At 56.1% G+C, this 18,062-nt stretch carries 18 protein-coding genes and 1 tRNA gene; 14 read left to right on the top strand and 5 right to left on the bottom strand.

Annotation, left to right across the window (positions count from 1 at the left end; translation table 11 throughout):
- Positions 1 to 167: 167 nt before the first annotated feature.
- Positions 168 to 1,139 (bottom strand): thioredoxin-disulfide reductase, encoded by a 972-nt coding sequence (trxB, locus tag NQF86_RS04170; RefSeq protein ID WP_266116320.1) that lies wholly within the window; start codon positions 1,137 to 1,139, stop codon positions 168 to 170.
- A 298-nt stretch (positions 1,140 to 1,437) separates the two neighbouring features.
- Here trxB and NQF86_RS04165 point away from each other — a divergent pair, with 298 nt between their 5' ends.
- Positions 1,438 to 1,902, top strand: coding sequence for an Lrp/AsnC family transcriptional regulator (locus NQF86_RS04165; RefSeq protein WP_266116319.1), 465 nt, complete (start codon positions 1,438 to 1,440; stop codon positions 1,900 to 1,902).
- Positions 1,903 to 1,917: 15 nt separating this feature from the next.
- Positions 1,918 to 3,321 carry a glycosyltransferase family 39 protein gene (locus NQF86_RS04160; protein ID WP_266116318.1) on the top strand — a complete coding sequence of 468 codons (1,404 nt, stop codon included), beginning with the start codon at positions 1,918 to 1,920 and terminating at the stop codon, positions 3,319 to 3,321.
- 74 nt (positions 3,322 to 3,395) lie between these two features.
- On the opposite strand, the gene rpsU is transcribed toward NQF86_RS04160, so the two are convergent.
- On the bottom strand, positions 3,396 to 3,599 hold the full coding sequence (gene rpsU / locus NQF86_RS04155; RefSeq protein ID WP_026294133.1) for a 30S ribosomal protein S21: 204 nt from the start codon (positions 3,597 to 3,599) through the stop codon (positions 3,396 to 3,398).
- Between the two features lie 263 nt (positions 3,600 to 3,862).
- Between rpsU and NQF86_RS04150 the strand changes: the two genes are divergently transcribed.
- A complete protein-coding gene (locus tag NQF86_RS04150) occupies positions 3,863 to 4,342 on the top strand; it encodes a MarR family winged helix-turn-helix transcriptional regulator (protein WP_266116317.1) in 480 nt (159 codons plus the stop codon).
- A gap of 90 nt (positions 4,343 to 4,432) precedes the next feature.
- Here the strand turns inward: NQF86_RS04150 and NQF86_RS04145 are convergent, their stop codons facing one another.
- Positions 4,433 to 4,996 carry an outer membrane protein assembly factor BamE gene (locus NQF86_RS04145; RefSeq protein WP_266116467.1) on the bottom strand — a complete coding sequence of 188 codons (564 nt, stop codon included), beginning with the start codon at positions 4,994 to 4,996 and terminating at the stop codon, positions 4,433 to 4,435.
- Between the two features lie 259 nt (positions 4,997 to 5,255).
- Here NQF86_RS04145 and NQF86_RS04140 point away from each other — a divergent pair, with 259 nt between their 5' ends.
- The 7 genes from NQF86_RS04140 (at position 5,256) to NQF86_RS04110 (ending at position 11,315) form a co-directional block, all read left to right on the top strand.
- On the top strand, positions 5,256 to 5,861 hold the full coding sequence (locus NQF86_RS04140; protein ID WP_266116316.1) for a DUF177 domain-containing protein: 606 nt from the start codon (positions 5,256 to 5,258) through the stop codon (positions 5,859 to 5,861).
- Positions 5,862 to 6,079: 218 nt separating this feature from the next.
- Positions 6,080 to 6,286, top strand: coding sequence for a 50S ribosomal protein L32 (rpmF, locus tag NQF86_RS04135; protein WP_266116315.1), 207 nt, complete (start codon positions 6,080 to 6,082; stop codon positions 6,284 to 6,286).
- A gap of 111 nt (positions 6,287 to 6,397) precedes the next feature.
- Positions 6,398 to 7,501: a phosphate acyltransferase PlsX gene (plsX, locus tag NQF86_RS04130; RefSeq protein WP_266116314.1), complete on the top strand. Its 1,104-nt coding sequence runs from the start codon at positions 6,398 to 6,400 to the stop codon at positions 7,499 to 7,501.
- Between the two features lie 8 nt (positions 7,502 to 7,509).
- A complete protein-coding gene (locus NQF86_RS04125; RefSeq protein ID WP_266116313.1) occupies positions 7,510 to 8,505 on the top strand; it encodes a beta-ketoacyl-ACP synthase III in 996 nt (331 codons plus the stop codon).
- 84 nt (positions 8,506 to 8,589) lie between these two features.
- Complete coding sequence (locus NQF86_RS04120) at positions 8,590 to 8,919, top strand: integration host factor subunit alpha (RefSeq protein ID WP_407652853.1); 330 nt, start codon at positions 8,590 to 8,592, stop codon at positions 8,917 to 8,919.
- Positions 8,916 to 11,162 (top strand): MerR family transcriptional regulator, encoded by a 2,247-nt coding sequence (locus NQF86_RS04115; protein WP_266116312.1) that lies wholly within the window; start codon positions 8,916 to 8,918, stop codon positions 11,160 to 11,162. Before NQF86_RS04120 ends, NQF86_RS04115 begins: the two co-directional genes overlap by 4 nt.
- 76 nt (positions 11,163 to 11,238) lie before the next feature.
- Positions 11,239 to 11,315, top strand: a tRNA-Pro gene (locus NQF86_RS04110).
- Between the two features lie 13 nt (positions 11,316 to 11,328).
- On the opposite strand, the gene NQF86_RS04105 is transcribed toward NQF86_RS04110, so the two are convergent.
- A complete protein-coding gene (locus NQF86_RS04105; protein WP_266116311.1) occupies positions 11,329 to 12,441 on the bottom strand; it encodes an AI-2E family transporter in 1,113 nt (370 codons plus the stop codon).
- Positions 12,442 to 12,521: 80 nt separating this feature from the next.
- The gene (locus NQF86_RS04100; RefSeq protein WP_266116310.1) at positions 12,522 to 13,364 is read right to left on the bottom strand and encodes an NUDIX hydrolase; all 843 of its coding nucleotides are present in this window, start codon (positions 13,362 to 13,364) and stop codon (positions 12,522 to 12,524) included.
- 55 nt (positions 13,365 to 13,419) lie between these two features.
- On the opposite strand from NQF86_RS04100, the gene NQF86_RS04095 reads away from it, so the two are divergent.
- The 4 genes from NQF86_RS04095 (at position 13,420) to fusA (ending at position 18,014) form a co-directional block, all read left to right on the top strand.
- A complete protein-coding gene (locus NQF86_RS04095; protein WP_266116477.1) occupies positions 13,420 to 13,689 on the top strand; it encodes a hypothetical protein in 270 nt (89 codons plus the stop codon).
- Positions 13,586 to 15,310, top strand: a complete 1,725-nt coding sequence (locus NQF86_RS04090; protein WP_266116465.1) for an ATP-binding cassette domain-containing protein — start codon at positions 13,586 to 13,588, stop codon at positions 15,308 to 15,310. The genes NQF86_RS04095 and NQF86_RS04090 overlap by 104 nt, the downstream gene beginning before the upstream one ends.
- Before the next feature lie 134 nt (positions 15,311 to 15,444).
- Positions 15,445 to 15,750: a 50S ribosomal protein L28 gene (gene rpmB, locus NQF86_RS04085; protein ID WP_077395677.1), complete on the top strand. Its 306-nt coding sequence runs from the start codon at positions 15,445 to 15,447 to the stop codon at positions 15,748 to 15,750.
- Positions 15,751 to 15,902: 152 nt separating this feature from the next.
- Entirely contained in the window at positions 15,903 to 18,014 is a 2,112-nt protein-coding gene (gene fusA, locus NQF86_RS04080) for an elongation factor G (protein WP_266116309.1), read from the top strand.
- Positions 18,015 to 18,062 lie beyond the last annotated feature (48 nt).

The following is an 18,062-nucleotide window of genomic DNA, read 5'->3' as shown; positions in this document are numbered from 1 at the left end:
AGTAGAATGGTACCGGAATACGTTATCTTCTGGTTACGAATTCAGAAAAAGACAATGTGAACAAAAAAGGCCTTTTCCTATTTTCTTGTCCGGGGATGTATTGATATGGTCCGGTCATTTTCCGATACGGTAAACCGGAAAATGACTCGTACCATCTGTCTGAAAGATCAGTCTGCGTAATTCCGTTCGGCAAGGTAACGTTCGGCTTCCAGAGCTGCCATGCAGCCCGTGCCAGCGGCAGTCACGGCCTGACGGTAGGTTTTATCCTGAATATCACCCGCTGCAAAGACTCCGGGGATGGATGTCGTGGCCGTTCCCGGTTTGGTTATGATGTAGCCTTCGGCATCGCAGTCCACTTCGTGGCGGAAGGGGCCGGTGCTGGGGCTGTGCCCGATGGCCACGAAGACACCATCAACAGCCAGCCGTTCCGTCTTGGTCGGGTCCTGCGTATCGGTTAGCTCAAGAGCGGTGACCACAGCAGGCGTCCCTTCGCCGATGACTTCCCGGACAGCCCTGTTCCAGTGAACCTTGATCTTCGGGTTATCCTGAAGGCGTTTCTGAAGGATACGTTCGGCTCTCAGGCTATCACGGCGGTGAACCAGATGAACGGTGGATGCGTGGTGCGTCAGGTAGAGAGCTTCTTCCACGGCTGTGTTACCGCCACCAATGACGGCGACTTCTTTGCCACGGTAGAAGAAACCGTCACATGTGGCGCAGGCGGACACACCAGCACCCTGATATTTCTGTTCAGAGTCCAGACCGAGCCAGCGGGCCTGAGCACCCGTAGCAATGACAACCGTACGGGCACGGAACTGGTCGCCGGAATCTCCAGTGAGATGAAAATAGCCTTCGGCATCGGGGCCCTGTTTCAGGGAGGCCTCGGTGATGAGGTCATAGATCAGCCGTGTGCCGACATGTTCGGCCTGTTCACGCATCTGTTCCATGAGCCAAGGGCCCTGAACAGGTTTGGCAAAGCCGGGAAAGTTTTCAATTTCATCGGTGATGGTGAGCTGCCCACCCGGCTGCATCCCTGTGACGAGAAGCGGCTGCATGCCTGCTCGGGCTGCATAGATGGCGGCGGTATAGCCTGCCGGGCCAGCACCAACAATCAGCATATCGGTATGATGTGTTTCTGCCATTGAGAACTCCGTAATCAAGAAATCTGTTCCGAATATAGGGGCGGAAGAAGGGTGGTTTCGAGGGGTGGGGTGATACTAGGTGCGGGACGGGATGCAGGGTAACAGATATCCTGTATGAAAGATGTCGATAAAAATGATTAGATTCCTATAGTGGACGCAACAATCTTTCGCTCATGGGTGTAAAGAGTTTCCACATAAGAAAGATAAAGCTATATAGGCGGGGATAACGCCCCGTTCCGGGTGAATCTGTTTCTTCTGGGGCCGTTAAGGGCCATCACGTAGAGTTGCTGGAAACCGTATGAGCATTGCAGACCTTGATGATATTGACCGCAGCATTCTCTCCGAACTTCAGCAGGATGGTCGGGTCACGAATGTGGAGCTGGCTCGCAGGGTTGGGATTTCCGCACCGCCGTGCCTACGCCGTGTGAGGCGGCTGGAGGAGATGGGGCTCATTCAGGGATATCATGCCATACTGGCCCCGGCGATGCTGGGCTGGTCCATCAGTTTTTACGTTCTGGTGGGGCTGGACAGCCAGAAGGGCAAGGTACTGGAGGAGTTTGAGGCCCACGTGGCAGAATGGCCGGAAACACGGGAATGCCATATGATCCGGGGCGGGGAGGATTTTCTCCTGCATCTCATGGCCCGTGATGTCGAGCATCAGAATCGTCTGACGCGGGACCTGATCGAAGTGAATCATGTTGTGCGGGTTCAGACATTTCAGGTCATCAGAACGAGCTGCGAGAGGGCTGGCGTTCCCCTGTAAGAGGGGAAGCGTTTGATGGTGCCCTCGCATAAACGTCTGTTACTTTGGGGAGGGCTGGCCCTTCTGTGTCTGTTACGGTTGGTCGTGGCAGCACAAGTGCCTCTTGTACCGGATGAAGCCTATTACTGGCTCTGGTCCCGGCATATACAGGGTGGGTATCTGGACCATCCTTTCATGGTGGCGTTTCTTATCCGTCTGGGGACGTTTCTGTGGGGTGATACGGCCTTTGGTGTGCGCTTTGGTGGTCTGGTCGGGTTTGGGCTGGCCACTCTCTTTTTATTTTTGGCGGCAAAACAGTTTTTTCCCCAGCGGGGCAATGCCGGATTGCGGGCCATTCTGCTGCTGAATGCCACTCTAATGGCCGGGATAGGGCTTATTCCTGCTACGCCGGACGTGCCCCTGTTCGTTTTCCTCAGCCTGACGATGTGGGCTCTGTCTCATGCCATTAGGGACAGAGGGCTGGGTGGGCCGTGGTCCCGTGAAGTCTGGGGCTGGTGGGGGCTGGCTGGTACTGGATTGGGGCTGGCACTGGATTCGAAATATACTGCCATACTCTGGGCTGTGGGGCTGGCGGGTTTTGTTCTGTTCAGTCAGCGGAAATTCTGGAAAGCACCGGGCCCATGGATAGGGGGAGGTTGTGCCTTTCTGGCGCTGATTCCCACTCTTGTCTGGAATGGCCGTCATGGCTGGGCTGGGTTTCTGAAACAGGGGGGACGGGCGACACAATGGCATCCGGGACGGGCAGGTCAGTTTCTGGGAGAACTGCTGGCGGGGCAGCTCGCCATGCTGACACCATGGGTTGCCGTGCTCTGCTGTGTGGGGCTGTGGCGATCCCGACGGGAAAATGGCGTTTTTCTCTGGCTTTCAGTACCGGCCATGCTGGTATTTCTGTGGCATGTGACAGGGGACCGTGTGCAGGCCAACTGGGTCTGGGTATTATACCCGCTATTGATCCTGACAGGGGCTGGCTATGGAGGACGTCTGAAAGGGGCTGTTCTGACAGGCGGGGCCTGTACTTTGCTGGTCTATGCACAATGTCTGACAGGCATTGTGCCGCTGCCTGCTCATCTGAACCCTATTGCACGGTTAAGCGCTGGCTGGAGTGATCTGGCGCATGAGCTGGTATTGAAAGCTCATGAGGCAGGGGCGTCAGCATTGGTAACCGATGATTATGCCCTTGCTTCGGCTCTCGCTTTTCAGAAGCCGGAGGGTGTCATGATTCTGGGACGGGATGAACGATGGAGCTACATACAGGGACTACAGCACCCGGCAGTGAAGACGGTCCTGTATGTTGAGGATGCTCATTATGGGCCTGTTCCGGCAGGGGTGATGTCATCATGGCGCCATGATGGGGCGCATCCCGTGCGGACCTACCGCCTTGAGGTGCGGCATGATCTGAGCGGCTGGTGGATATGGTGAAACACGCTGGGTAGATATGAAAAAAGCCACCCTAATGGATGGCTTTCTCATTCGTAAAGTACGAAAGGCTGCGATTAGAAGCCTTCGCGCTCCAGACGCTTGCGCTCCATCTTGCGGGCGCGGCGCACGGCCTCAGCCACCTCGCGGGCACGACGCTCAGAGGGCTTTTCAAAATGGCGGCGAAGCTTCATCTCACGGAAGACGCCTTCGCGCTGCATTTTCTTCTTGAGGGCTTTCAGCGCCTGGTCAACATTATTATCACGAACGAGAACCTGCACGGTGTCGTCATCTCCTTTGGGGTTCTGATCCTTCCCGAGCGGTGTCTGTAGCATCACCCATTTTGAAGGACGCGGATCCGATTACAGTGTGAAGTGGCCTATCATAATCCAAAACATGAGACAATAGTTTCTGACAGGCTGAAAGAGTGAACAGCCTTTTTATCTGTGGATTATCTGTCATGTCTGATGGCACCTCATGAGGGAGAGGCGTATGCTGTGAGGGGACAGCCTTAATCAGGAAAGCAACAGGAGGGGAGACTGTGATGCAGAATGGACCATGTGCCGTAGTCGATGCGCACCTGTATTTGCGGGAAGATTCCATCAGACAGTCCTTCGAAGGGCTTCTGGTTGTCTGGCGATATCTCTCTCTGGCCTGCGAGAAGGGGCTGGGCCGTTATGGGTTGGGGCCGGCGCATCACCGCATCCTGTTTCTTGCGGGGAGTCACGAAGGGCTTCTGCCGAGTGAACTATGCAGGCGTCTGGGAATCACCAAACAGTCGCTTGGGCGTGCGCTGGGTGAGTTGAAAGAAAAAAGGCTGGTCGAACAGCGTGAGGATGAGGCGGACAGGCGGCGGCGACCTGTCTATCTGACAGAGGAGGGCAGACAGCTGGAAGCGGAGCTCTTTTCAGCCATCCGCACCGTTTTGACGCAGGCATATAGGCGGGTTGATGGAAATGCCGTGGATGGTTTCCGCCGTGTTCTGCGGGCCGTGGATCATCCGGATTGGGATGGGCGGGACTGAACTGACGGCTGGAGCCTTAGCATGAAAAAAGGGAAGTGCCCGTAAAGGCGCTCCCCTTCTTTCTGGTTCGCTGTTTATCAGGAGAGGCCGTCAGGGCATGGAGTTGCCAACACCACCATTGCCGGTTCCCTGACCGCTCATTGGGCCGCCGCCCATGCCACCACCCATACCGCCGAATGTGCTGCCCATGCTGCTCATCGGGTTGTAATGACCCACATTGCCCAGCAGTTCCTGAATGACGGAAATATGGGTACCCGGTGTTGGTGTTACGCCGCTGGCCATATTGACGGGAATAGCGTCACGCTTGTTCAGCACGTTCATTTTGCGAAGCACGCCAGCATTATCAAAGTTCAGCACCAGAACCTGTTGTTTATCCACGACCGGGTGGGCGAGAGGGACGAGGTCCTTCGTCATGGAGATGTAAATCCATGTATTGTCATTGAAGGTCGCATGGGCGGTCGGCGAACCCAGTATGCTCAGCGCATCATTCTGGGTGCTGGAGTTCAGGACCAGCTGGTCGTAATCCATCTTCTCAATAAGAGCCCCACGGGGAATAGGGGGCGGGCTGATGGCTTCACAGCCGCTGAGCATGAGCAGCCCGCCTGCCAGAACACCCGCCCAGCAGCGGCGGTGCGTTGCCATGTAACGGGCCATGCGTGAGAAACGGGAACCCTGATCTGGAGTGGAGGCGGTAGAAAGGCTGGTCATGAAGGGCAAACTGTCCTGATGATATGGCGGGCAAGCCGTACGTGCTCTCCCGGTGCCCCAGAAAAGGGCTGCATGTCAATCTTTTTCATGAAATGCCGTTCATGATGCAGGGGGTGGAACAGTATAGTTTTACCTTGACTTCCCAGACATGTCCCTTTCTGAAAGAGGCAGTTTCAGAGCTATATTATTCCATCTTCATGAGGTCATGATGTCATCTAAAGACAAAAACGAACCTGTCGGGGCTGGTCAGGGAGAGCGTATTGCCCCTGAGTTCTCCCGCCGTGTTCCTTTGGCAAAAATAGGTCGCCCGCTGAAAGACGTGGTTGAGGCCAGCGCTGAGGAGCGAGCTGCATTGCAGGAGCGTTTCGGGCTTCTGTCTCTGGCAAAATTGGTTTGTGTGTTTCAGCTTCGGCGAGGGGCGGATAGTATCGTGCTGGCAGAGGGGCATATTCAGGCAGAAGCAGAGCAAGCCTGCATCATTACAGGAGAGCCGGTAAAAGAAGTGGTGGACGAACAGTTTAGCCTTCGTTTCGTGCCGGAAGCCGACATGCCGGATGATGAAGATCTGGATATTGAAGCGCTTCTTCAGGAAGATACAGATGATGTCCCTTATGATGGGCGGATGATTGATCTGGGCGAAGCTGCGGCCGAGCAGCTGGCTCTCTGCCTTGATCCTTATCCGCGGCGTGAAGGGGCAGGGCTGGAGCGATTTGTGGAGGTCACACCCTCTGATGACGAGTTGGAGGCCCATCCCGGCGAAGGGCGGAAAAATCCTTTTGAAGCACTGAAAAAGCTGAAGGAAAAGCAGTAGGGGAGTGGTAATTTTCATGCAGTACTGGTAAGTTCTACTGCAATGAATGATGCCGTGATGGCATTGATGGCTTGCAGAGAGGCGATCTCTCTGCTAGAGCCCCACGCCTGAGCACCGTGGCTTATGGCGGTGGTGAGAATTATGAGATTTCTCTGGCTTGAGGCCGCGCTGTGCGGTAGCAGAAGCCGGATACACAACCCAGTGAGAGGCAGATACCCATGGCCGTTCCTAAGAGAAAGACTACACCGTCCCGTCGTGGCATGCGCCGCAGCCACCATGCGCTTCGCATCGAGGCTCATGCAGAATGCGCTAATTGCGGTGAGATGAAGCGTCCGCACCATGTGTGCAGCCATTGCGGGCATTATGATGGCCGTGAGGTTGTCAGTGCTGAGGGCCGCGCGCTGAAGACAGCCGTCCGCGCCTGATTTTTTCATCCTGCGAATGGATGACGCCCCGGGCTATTCCTCAGTCCGGGGCACTATGTGCGTGAAGCCTGCATAGGCAGGAAAACAGGGAATCTTCAGGGAGCTGCACTCATGACGGAGGCGTCTGGCGTTAGAGCTGAGGGTGAGGGCAGCAGACAGGCTGCACAGTCTTCGGTTCCTTTTACCCTAGCCGTTGATGCCATGGGGGGAGATAAAGCCCCTGAGATCGTTCTCGCCGGGTTGGAGATGACGGCTATCCGTCACCCCGATATCCGGGTTCTTCTCATTGGTGATGAAACGGTCCTGAATGCCGCACTCAGGACCCATCCCAAGCTGGCAGCTATCTGTACCGTGCGCCATGCGCCGGAAAGCATCCCTATGGAAATGAAGCCTACAGCCGCCTTGCGCCTGCGTGGCTCGTCCATGCGTGTCGCTATGGAGGCCGTTGCCTCTGGTGAGGCACGCGGTGTCGTCTCTGCTGGCAATAGTGGTGCCATGCTGGCGCTGGCCAAAATCATCGTCAAAGCCCTTCCGGGTATTTCACGCCCGGCTATGGCCGCTGTGCAGCCTTCGGCTCGTGGCGATGTGGTTATGTTGGACCTCGGTGCCAATATCGTTTGTGATGCCCGTAATCTGGTCGAGTTTGCCATTATGGGGGAGGCTTTTGCTCAGGCAGCGCTGTCCCTCAAGGCACCGAGCATCGGTCTGCTTAATGTTGGCTCTGAGGAGCTGAAAGGCGATGAGCGACTGAAGCAGGCTGCCGAACGGCTACGGGATAGTGTTCTGGCTGACCGTTTCCACGGTTTTGTGGAAGGGCACGACATCACTGCCGGTGTGACGGATGTTGTGGTTACGGATGGTTTTACCGGCAATGTTGCCCTGAAGACAGGTGAAGGGGCTCTGAAACTGGCATTCGGGCTGCTGGGCCATGTCTTCAGAACCAACTGGCTGACGAAGCTTGGTTATCTTCTGGTTCGTCCCGGTTTGCGGCGTATGAGAGAATGGATTGATCCCAGCCGTTACAATGGTGCGCTTTTTGTCGGACTGAATGGTATTGTCGTGAAGTCCCATGGTGGCGCTGATGCTGAAGGGTTCGCCTCGGCGGTGGATGTGGCCATTGATGCCGTGGAAAATAATCTGAATGACAAGATTCGCCATCGGCTGGAGCAGTTGGGGATGCTGGGGCAGCCCGTAGAAAGCAAAGAGCAGGAGTAAGGTCGCTCATGGCGCAGGATCAAGCAGTTCAGCACAGCGTAGGAGGGACCCGCCTGACGGGTGTTGGCGGAGCTCTCCCGAAGCGTGCTTTCAGCAATGATGAGCTTGCTGCCGAGTTCAACCTCGATACATCTGATGACTGGATTCGGAGCCGTACCGGCATCTGCCAGCGTCATATCGTGTCTGGTGACGAGACGGCCGTATCCCTTGCTCATGCGGCAGCACAGCGTGCTCTGGATTATTCAGGTAGAACGGCTGACGAGGTCGATGCTGTCATTGTAGCGACGTCAACGCCAGATCAGGTTTTCCCGTCCGTTGCCGTGCGTGTACAGGCAGCACTGGGCATGAAGCGGGGCTTTGGTTTTGACGTCAGCGCTGCCTGTTCCGGTTTTGTTTATGCGCTGACTGTTGCTGATTCGATGATCCGTTCTGGTCAGGCCGGGCGTATCCTTGTGGTTGGTGTTGAGGTGTTTTCCCGTCTTTTGGACTGGGAAGACCGTTCTACTTGTGTTCTGTTTGGGGATGGTGCCGGGGCTGTTCTGTTGGAAGGTGGCGCTAAGGCTGGGGAAGGCATCCTTTCTACGCATCTTCATGCCGATGGCCGTCTTGGTGATCTGCTTTATGTGGATGGGGCTGTCGGTTGTGCTTCCGGTAAGGTGGCACTGAAAATGCATGGGCGGGAAGTGTTCCGTCATGCTGTGGTTAATCTGGCTGCTGCTGTTGATGAAGCGTTGGAAGCGAACGGATTGCAGGGCACGGACATTCAGTGGATGGTGCCGCATCAGGCGAATCTGCGTATCATTGACGGTATGGCCAAGAAACTGTCCCTGCCGTCCGACCGGGTTGTGGTGACGGTGGATCGTCATGCCAATACCTCCGCAGCATCTATTCCGCTGGCGCTGGATGAAGCTGTTCGGGATGGGCGGATTAAAAAGGGCGAGCTTGTCCTTATGGAAGCTCTGGGCGGCGGACTCACATGGGGTTCAGCTCTCATCCGTATGTAAAAGGTGGCGGAAAGGCTTTTAGAGGCTTCCCTTCCGTTATTGCTCAGAGTTTTTGTTTTTTTCAGTGTGCTAATCAGATGGCTCGTGATACGTCTTGTTATTATGGAGACGATTGCACGCGCTGATTTGGTAGAGCTCCTTCAGGAGGAGCATGGCTTTTCCCGGCAACAGGCTATCCTGTTTCTGGAAGAGATGTTTGAGCTGTTTGTCCAGACTCTTGAGCAGGGCGAGTCTCTGAAGATCAGTGGGTTTGGGACATTTGCTGTACGGGACAAGGCAACCCGGCTGGGACGAAACCCGCTGACAGGGCAGGAGGCCGTCATTTCAGCCCGGCGTGTGCCATTTTTCCGTCCATCCCGCCTCTTGCGGGAAAATGTCAATGGTAAATTACGGACGCAGGGTGCCCGCTCATGACATCAGAAGAATCACGTCAGCTTCATCAGGGCGGCATGCGTCCGGCAGTCAGTGTCGCCGAGGAGCTGGGGCTTCCTTTGTACCGTCTGCGGTCGTGGGAGAGTCTTTATCCCGTTTTCAGGACGGAGCAGCGTGAGGATGGGCAGAGCTATTACGATGAGCAGGCCGTTGCTATCGTGCGGAACATCGCCCGACTGCTGTATCAGGAGGGGGCCAAAAGCCATGAGATCGTTCCTTTGCTCAGGCGTGAGGGACTCATCGCAGCGGAGGGAACACCCGCAGCTCAGCCAGAGCAGAGCATAGCCAGAGACGCACCTGCGGCGGCTCCGTCTGGGACGGAGGGGGCTGTTTCGTCTGAAGCTCTGGCAAAGCTTCAGCAGGATAATGCACGCCTCAATGAACGTCTGGAGGAGTTCGGGCGCATCGCTGTGTCCCTCAAGACTCTGGAAGATGAAAATGCGTCCCTCAAGGAAGCTTTGGAGGCTGCACGTTCAGCTTCTGCTCCAAAAGAAGGGCAGGCCGCCTATGTGCAGGAGCTGGAGGAGCAGAATCTTACCCTTCAGGACTCTATTGAGCATCTTACGGCTGAGCTGAAAGAACAGCGTCAGGAAGCTGCTTCTCAGCAGGAAAAGCAGGCTCAACTTGAGGCATTGCGGGCAAAGCTGGCCACTATGCAGGCCGAGCACGGGCAGATTCAGTCCCTGCGTCAGGAGCTTGAGACTGTCCAGTTGGAAGCTGAACAGTGCCGTGCTCTGGAGGCCACGAACCGGGAGCTGCGTGAGGCTGCGCAGAAGCAGCGTGAAGCCGAGGCTGCTCGAGAGCGCCAGCAAGCCGAGCATAATCAGGCATTGCAGAAAACTGTTGAGCGCCTGACGGCCGAGTTGGAAGAACAGCGTCAAGCAGCGTCTTCCCAGCAGGAACAGCAGGTTGCGGCCCTGCGTAAGGAGCTGGAGGCTGCTCAGGCGGAAGCCGGGCGGTGTCGTGCTCTGGAGGCCACAAACCGGGAGCTGCGTGAGGCTGCTCAGAAGCAGCGTGAAGCAGAGGCTGTACGGCAGCGTCAGCAGGCCGAGCACGATCAGGCTTTGCAGAAGACGATTGAACGCTTGTCTGCCGAATTGAAAGACCAGCATCGTGAAGCTGAGCTTCGCAAAGAGCGGCAGGCGCAGCTTGAGGTTCTGCGGGCAAAGTTGGCCACTATGCAGGCTGAACATGGGCAGATTCAGGCGCTTCGGGAGGAGCTGGAAGTCGTACAGGCAGAGGCTGGACGATGCCGTGCTCTGGAGGCCGAAAACAAGGAACTGCGTGAAACCGGGCGCAAATTGCGTGAAGCCGAAGTGGAGCGGAGCCGGGAGCAGGAGGAGCGTTATCACGAGCTTCAGGGAACTGTAAAAAAGCTGATGGCTGAAACAAAGGAACAGCATCAGGTTATTGAAGCTCAGAAGGTCCAGCTTGAAGCTCTACGGAAAAAAGTAGCGACTCTTGAGAGTGAAAACGCTCAGATGCAGCCGCTACGCAAAGAGCTGGAGGCTGCCCAGGCGGAAGCGAAGCGGTGTCATGATCTGGAAGTGGCCAATAAGGAACTGCGTGAGGACGCTCAGAAACAGCGTGAGCTGAATGAGGCCCGTAACCGTGAGCAGACAGAACAGCATAAGACTCTTGAAGAAACGGTGGAGCACCTGACGGCAGAGGTTCAGAAATGGCAGAAAGAAGCTGAATCTCGTCAGGAAACATTGGCAACGCTTCAGGCGACAGTTGCCGAGCAGGAGAAGAAACAGAAAGAGCTCGTGTCGCAACATGATGCAACTGAGACACGCCGTCAGGAGTTGGAGGACAAGCTGGAAACTGCCGGTACGGAACGGCAGGAGATTGTACGTAAGCTGGAACAGTCTGTGCTGATTATGCAGTCTCTTGAGGATGAGAATGTGCGTTTGAAGCGCTCTCTCAAGGAAGGGGAGGCAGTGCAGAAGGAGCGTGACCTGCTTTCTGGCAAGGTACAGGCTCTGGAAGCCGAAAATGGCACAATGAAGCAGGAGCAGGTCGGGTTCGTGGATGAAAGGAAGCGTCATGCACAGGCGCTTGAACGGATCGGCCTTCTTGAGGAAGAAGGGACAGCCCTGCGGAATACGCTGGAGGCTCAGGATGAGCAGCATCGCCTTCAGATGAAGCGAAAGAAACAGCTTGATGATGTGCTTCATGCGCTTCTTGGTGAGCTATCCCAGATGAAAAAAATTATTACTGACTGAAAAAACATTAAAAAAAAGGCCCCGGTCCATTGCAGGAATGGTCCGGGGCTGCTAGAGCTTCCTCACCGCAGGACGACGGGCAGTAGCGCAGTCTGGTAGCGCATCAGTCTGGGGGACTGGGGGTCGTGGGTTCGAATCCCGCCTGCCCGACCATCTCCTGCGGTTCTCACCTCTTTTTATGGCGTATGATGCTCGGTCCGGAGCCTTTGCTGCTGGTCCAGAGTGTCCAGAGCAGATGAAGCGCTGCCATGATGGCCGGCCCGATGAACAGCCCCATCAACTGCCATGTTTCCGCACCACCGAGAATACCAAGCAGGACCCAGAGGAACGGTACCTTCGTGCTGCCACCAATCAGGACAGGACGGATGAAGTGATCAGCGACAAAGAGCACAACGGCACCAATCAGCCATACGATGGCAGCGGTGACGACAGTCCCCTTGAAGGCGATAAGCAGGCAAACGCCTGAGACGGCAATCCAGCCCAATAGGGGGACCATTGCTGCAATAGCGGTGGCCAGTCCGAAGATCAGAGGCTGAGGCGCACCGGCTACGATGTAGCAGATGCCCATGATGGCCCCTTCACCAAGTCCGACCAGTACGAGGCCGGACACCGTGCCATGGATGGAGGAAATGATCTGCCGTGCCAGACTTTCCCCTTGCGGGCCAAAGAGCCGCTGTGAGGCGATCGAGCATTTCCGGATGATAATATCGCCATCCTTGAGCAGGAAGAACAGGGTCAGCATGGAGAAGCCGAACAAGATGCCTCTATGCAGCACCTCGGAGCCGAACTGTTTCCCCACAGCAACGCCATGACCCACATTCATGGAGTGGAACAGCTCATTCAGAGCATCAGGATTGCCAAGATACTGCGACCATAGCGCCTTGGTCTGTCCAGCAGCCACGGGTAGGCGGTCCAGCCATGTCGGTGTTGGAATCCCTTCATGGCGGATACGGTCGATCCAGAGTAGGGCCCCCCGGATTTCATCGGCCGTTTTAATACTGATGAAGGAGACAGGCACGAGAAAGATGAGTGCAAGCACCCCTGTAAAGAGGATTGGCAGCAGGATGGACCGGCCAAGGCTCTTTTCTGACCGTTTGTAGAGAGGCCAGAGCGCGATGGCGAAGATGCCACCCCAGAGCAGGGCCGGAAGCATGCTTCTGAGTGTCCAGAGCGCAGCCAGCACGAAGAACAGGGCCAGAAAGCCACGGGCACGCTTCTGCAAGGTTTTGGAAGGGGGAGGCAGTTTGAGCTGTGGCTCCCTGTGCGTGGTGTCAGTCATGTTGCGTGGTATCTCAGTCATCCAGCCAGAATAAAAATAGAGGCCCCAATCCGGTGGGACAGTCAGGCAACGGCTTTTTCTCAGCCTTTTGCATGTAAAATGTCTGCCAGAACCAGAGCATCCTGCTTATCGAACATCCCAAGGCGAAGGAAAAGGTCTGTCAGGACAAGATTAACGTTAAATTTGAAATCATCACTATCCCGAACACGTTCGAAAACCTCATCAATAGGTGTAAGGCGGAAAGACTCCACCTCGCCATCATTGGCACGAGGAACAAAACTGTCTGGCAGCACAAGGTCATAGCAGTATAGCCGGTCCCGGCGGAGTCCTTCCGGGCGGGTCATGGCGTAATGGAGCGTGCTGGCATGGTGGGCCTGCTGGATGAGCGTGGCCGGAATGGCGGCTTCTTCTTCCGCTTCTTTGGCGAGGGTTTCGTCTGGGGTAAGGCCGCTGCTCATGCCGCCCGCCACGAGATGGTCCAGCTTACCGGGGTCAAGCCGTTTATGGGGGCTGCGGCGGGCAACCCACAGGTGCAGACCGCTCTCTTTCTTCACAAGGCCGTTCATGTGCACGCCAGATGCTTCTACGCCGAAGATGGGGATCAGGGCACGGTCAATCTGCCCGATGATGTCTCCTTCAGGAGAGCGGACATCAAACCATTCACGAAAAGGAACACAATGCCCCTGCTGAACAAGGAGGCTGCTGATCTCCCTGAGATTCTGACCTTCTGGCAGAATGATGGCCTCATTCGTGACATTCACCAGACCGGCCATGGCGGGGTTGGTCAGCCAGTCCAGACAGGCTGGGTCGATCAGGCCGATCCTGTCGTTCCTATGGAGCAGGGGCAGTCGCCCCGCCGGGAGAGTGACATTGTTGCAGCGTTCTATGTGGCGGAGGAAAGGGGATGCGGCAGGGGACAGCATGATCTCTCTCAGACGGTTATCGGGCGGGGAGTAAGGGAAAGGACTCTGTTGGCTGATGGCAGACAGGGCCGGACAGTGTAAGAACCTGCTTCATTGGCGGCTGCCAGATGCAGCATCACAGGACTCTCTATCAGGTTTTTATGGCAGCAACAAAAGTGAGGCGTCTGTCTCTACGGGCATTCTGGCGGTTGGTCCGTCCCCCCTCTCTACGGGGATGGGCGATACGTTTCTGGCTTTCTTGTGCGCTGTTGCTGCTGGAGAGTTTGGCTACCGTTGCAACGCCATGGTTGTTCAGTGGCATGGTGGGGCATGTTTCCAGTCATGAGGTCATCATGGCGGCAATTATGGCTTTGCTGGCGCAATATACGGTCCTGCGTGTTCTGGGGGGTATTGCTGGCCCGGTCCGCAGTTTGCTCATGGTGCCGGTGCGGGTGTCGCTGCGGGAGCGGATCAGCCTTCTGGGGTTGGAACATATTCATCGCCTCAGTGCTCGGTTCCATCAGGGACGACAGACGGGGGCACTGACCCGCATCATCGACCGTGGCGCCGATGCGGCCAGTACGATCGTAGATATGGTGTTCTCCAATGTTCTGCCGAACCTGCTGGGGTTAGGGCTGACCTTTCTTGTTGTACTGCGTGTGTTTGATGGGCTCTATCTTGGTCTGCTCTGTGGGACGATGGTGCTTTATGGGGGGATTTCCTACCTGTTCACACGCTGGCGCATGCAGGCACGGCGGGCTCGTAATAAGGCTAATGGTAATGTCCATCGGCATTTGGTGGATAGCCTTCTCAATGCTGATATTGTCCGTGCTTTCGGTAATGAAAGCCATGAATGCAGACGGCAGGAGCGTGCGTGGCAGGAGCTGGGTACGGCAGAAATGCATTTACAATGGCTGATTGGAAGTTCTCAGGCCGTACGGAATTGTTTGATTGCGCTGGCAACAGCTTCTTTACTGGGGATGGCGATCGCCGATATTGCAGCGCATAGACTCGGTGTTGCCCAGTTCGTGTTGATGGGCACCTATCTGCGGAGTGTTTATGCCTCTGTTGGGGCACTGAATTACGTTGGTGCTGGATGGCGGAATGCCCGGGTCGATATGGAAGCTTATCTTGAGCTTCTGGCACTGAAACCGGAAATACAGTCTCCCGCCACACCTGTACCCCTGCCGGAGGTTCAGGAAGGCGATGTGATGCTGGAAATGAAGCATGTTTCTTTCGGCTACACGCCAGAGAGGCTGATCCTGAAGGATGTTAATTTTCGGCTGGAGGCAGGTAGGATGCTGGCTGTCGTGGGGCGCAGTGGTTCGGGTAAGTCCACTCTCGCAAAGCTTGTGAGCCGCCTTTATGACCCTTTGGACGGCAATGTTCTGATGGCGGGTGTTCCTTTGCCGTCTTTGTCTCTTGAAGACCTTCGGGCACAGATTGGCGTGGTGGCGCAGGAGACATCGCTGTTCAATGCCACGATTGCCGAAAATATCGCTTACGGACGGACAGGGGCTAGTTCTGAAGAAATCCGTCATGCGGCAGAGCTCGCCCAGTTGGGGAGCTTTCTGGATCGCCTGCCGGATGGGCTGGAAACGCTGGTCGGGGAGCGGGGTGTGCGTCTTTCAGGCGGGGAGAGGCAGCGGATGGCAATTGCCCGTGTGATCCTGCGTAATCCCCGCCTGCTGGTTTTGGATGAGGCCAGTAGCGCCCTTGATACCAGAACGGAAGCGGACATCCAGAAGGCGCTGATGACTTTATCATCTGGCAGAACGACCCTTGCGATCGCTCATCGGCTTTCCACTATTCAACATGCGGACCATATTCTTGTAATGGAGGCCGGGCAGGTCGTGGAGGAGGGAACGCACCATGAACTTCTGGAAAAAGCGGGTATTTACGCAGGAATGTGGAGATTGCAGGCAAGAGGGGGTTTCGCGGAAACGCATTCGGATGTAGAGGGGTAGCGGGCTGCTTCTGTCGGTATGAAAGGCAGGAAAGACTTGACGTATCAGCGTCAGTAAGTCATAAGCCCGCCTTATTTACGGAACATGCCGGGCTGCTTATGCGGCTCTGCGTATCACAGTATCGAGGAAGTTCTATGTCTCGCCGTTGCCATGTCACGGGCAAAGGGGTACTGACGGGCAATAACGTCAGCCACGCCAACAACAAGTCCCGTCGCCGTTTCCTGCCGAACCTGCAGGAAGCCACACTCCTTTCCGATATTCTGGAAGCTCCGGTGCGTATGCGCCTTTCTGCCAAGGGTATCCGTACGGTTGAGCACAATGGCGGGCTTGATTCCTTCCTGCTGGGTACGCCGAACCGGAAGCTGACACCGGAAGCTCTGGTCATCAAGCGCCGTATCCTGCGCGTTCAGGAGCGTAAGGCTGCCCAGCCAGCTGCCTGATCAGGGCTCTGGAAGCTCATCCCCTTGAGGGATGAGCGGCTGCTCCGGGCTGGCTCTGCCGGAGAGGGCTGTTTTCCAGTATTCATAACAGGGTCTGATGAGGGTGCCTTGGTACAGCCGGGGCACCTTTCCTTGCATTTTGGAGGTTTCCCGTGACCGACGACAGCGTCCAGGGCGCGAAGTCCGCTCTCTCAAAGATTCGCAACATCGGTATTACCGCGCATATTGACGCCGGTAAGACGACAACAACAGAGCGTATGCTCTACTACACTGGTATGTCCCACCGTATCGGTGAAGTGCATGACGGGAACACCACAACCGACTATATGGAGCAGGAGCGTGAGCGTGGCATCACCATCACCTCTGCTGCTGTGACCTGTGAGTGGGAAGGTCATCGCATCAACATCATCGATACACCTGGTCACATCGACTTCAACATCGAAGTGAACCGTTCTCTCCGTGTGCTCGATGGCGCCATCTTCGTGATCGAAGGTGTGGCCGGTGTGCAGCCGCAGTCCGAGACCAACTGGCGTCTGGCTGACCGCTACAACGTGCCCCGCATCATCTTCATCAACAAGCTGGACCGTACCGGTGCCGACTTCGATTACGCCTTCAGCACCCTGAAGGAGAAGCTGGACATCGTGGCCATTCCGCTTCAGCTGCCGATCGGTACTGAAGAAAACATGGTTGGCGTTGTTGACCTGGTGGAAATGCGTGCCATCGTCTGGGAAGGCGGTGAGCTGGGCGCTAAGTTCCACTATGAGGAAATTCCGGCTGACATGAAGGAGCGTGCTGAAGAAGCACGTCAGAACCTGCTCGACACGGCTCTGAGCGTTGATACCAACGCTATGGAGGAGTACTTCGACAAGGGTGAAGTGGATGTTGCCACCCTGAAGCGCTGCATCAAGAAGGGTACGATCTCCGGTGAGTTCCGCCCTGTGCTGTGCGGTACGGCCTTTAAGAACAAGGGTGTGCAGCCGCTGCTGGATGCCGTGATCGACTACCTCCCGGCTCCGGATGAGGTTGAGGGCATCCGCATTGCTCCGCCGGAAGACAAGGAAGTTGATGAGAGCTTCCTGCCGATCATCCCGGTTGACCCGGAAGGCAAGTTTGCTGGTCTGGCCTTTAAGATTATCTCCGACAAGTACGGTACACTGACCTTCGTCCGTGTCTATCGTGGCGTGCTGAACACGGGTGATACCGTGCTGAACACCACCAAGGGCACGAAGGAACGCGTTGGCCGCATGTTCCAGATGCACGCTGACAAGCGTCAGGAAGTGAAGTCTGTCGGTGCTGGTGACATTGCTGCCTTCGTTGGTCTGAAAGACACCGTGACAGGTGATACGCTGGCCGATGCTGCTGATCCGGTTGTTCTGGAGCGTATGCAGTTCCCGGTTCCGGTGATTGACATCTCTGTCGAGCCGAAGACCAAGGATGCTGTCGAGAAGATGACTCTGGCTCTCCAGAAGCTGACAGCTGAAGATCCGTCCCTGCACCTGCGGACAGATCAGGAAACGGGTCAGACCATTCTTTCCGGTATGGGTGAGCTGCATCTGGACATCATCGTGGACCGTCTGCGCCGTGAGTATGGCGTTGATGCAAACATCGGTGCTCCGCAGGTTGCTTATCGTGAGACGATCACTCAGTCCCACACCGAGACCTACACCCACAAGAAGCAGTCCGGTGGTTCCGGTCAGTTCGCTGAGGTGAAGATCACCTTCGAGCCGCTGACAGAGAAGGGTGCCGAGGAGATCCTGTTCGAGAACAAGATCGTTGGTGGTGCCGTGCCGAAGGAATATATCCCGGCTGTCGAAAAGGGCGTGCGTATGCAGTCCACGACGGGCGTGCTGGCTGGCTTCGATACGGTGGGCTTCAAGTTCACTCTGGAAGACGGTAAGTACCACGACGTTGACTCCTCCGCTCTGGCCTTCGAAATTGCTGCCAAGGCCTGCTTCCGTGAAGGTATGAAGAAGGCCGGTCCGGTCATTCTGGAGCCGATCATGGATGTGGAGATCACCACACCGAACGATCACGTTGGTGACGTGGTGGGTGACCTGAACCGCCGCCGTGGTATCATTCAGAACCAGGAGACATCCGGCTCCACCGTTCTGATCCGCTCTCAGGTGCCGCTGAAGGAAATGTTTGGTTACATTTCCCATCTGCGTTCTGCCACGAAGGGTCGTGCATCCTTCACCATGCAGTTCCACCATTACGAGCCTGTGCCGCGCAACGTGCAGGATGAGATCATCGCAGAGCGCGCCTGATACGCTCTTTAGCGATTGTTCTTTCAGGAAGGCCCTCCGTCAGGTTTC

It is taken from the genome of Bombella pluederhausensis, assembly GCF_026385525.1.
Taxonomy (GTDB): Bacteria; Pseudomonadota; Alphaproteobacteria; order Acetobacterales; family Acetobacteraceae; genus Bombella; species Bombella pluederhausensis.
The sequence above is the reverse complement of the archived record's forward strand: the minus strand, read 5'-3'. Positions and strand labels throughout refer to the sequence as shown.

Excerpts from the sequence above, each read along its gene's own strand:
- trxB (WP_266116320.1), bottom strand. The coding sequence starts at position 1,139 with ATGGCAGAAACACATCATACCGATATGCTGATTGTTGGTGCTGGCCCG.
- NQF86_RS04165 (WP_266116319.1), top strand. The coding sequence starts at position 1,438 with ATGAGCATTGCAGACCTTGATGATATTGACCGCAGCATTCTCTCCGAA.
- NQF86_RS04160 (WP_266116318.1), top strand. The coding sequence starts at position 1,918 with ATGGTGCCCTCGCATAAACGTCTGTTACTTTGGGGAGGGCTGGCCCTT.
- NQF86_RS04150 (WP_266116317.1), top strand. The coding sequence starts at position 3,863 with ATGCAGAATGGACCATGTGCCGTAGTCGATGCGCACCTGTATTTGCGG.
- NQF86_RS04145 (WP_266116467.1), bottom strand. The coding sequence starts at position 4,996 with ATGGCCCGTTACATGGCAACGCACCGCCGCTGCTGGGCGGGTGTTCTG.
- NQF86_RS04140 (WP_266116316.1), top strand. The coding sequence starts at position 5,256 with ATGATGTCATCTAAAGACAAAAACGAACCTGTCGGGGCTGGTCAGGGA.
- rpmF (WP_266116315.1), top strand. The coding sequence starts at position 6,080 with ATGGCCGTTCCTAAGAGAAAGACTACACCGTCCCGTCGTGGCATGCGC.
- plsX (WP_266116314.1), top strand. The coding sequence starts at position 6,398 with ATGACGGAGGCGTCTGGCGTTAGAGCTGAGGGTGAGGGCAGCAGACAG.
- NQF86_RS04125 (WP_266116313.1), top strand. The coding sequence starts at position 7,510 with ATGGCGCAGGATCAAGCAGTTCAGCACAGCGTAGGAGGGACCCGCCTG.
- NQF86_RS04115 (WP_266116312.1), top strand. The coding sequence starts at position 8,916 with ATGACATCAGAAGAATCACGTCAGCTTCATCAGGGCGGCATGCGTCCG.
- NQF86_RS04105 (WP_266116311.1), bottom strand. The coding sequence starts at position 12,441 with ATGACTGACACCACGCACAGGGAGCCACAGCTCAAACTGCCTCCCCCT.
- NQF86_RS04100 (WP_266116310.1), bottom strand. The coding sequence starts at position 13,364 with ATGCTGTCCCCTGCCGCATCCCCTTTCCTCCGCCACATAGAACGCTGC.
- NQF86_RS04095 (WP_266116477.1), top strand. The coding sequence starts at position 13,420 with ATGGCAGACAGGGCCGGACAGTGTAAGAACCTGCTTCATTGGCGGCTG.
- rpmB (WP_077395677.1), top strand. The coding sequence starts at position 15,445 with ATGTCTCGCCGTTGCCATGTCACGGGCAAAGGGGTACTGACGGGCAAT.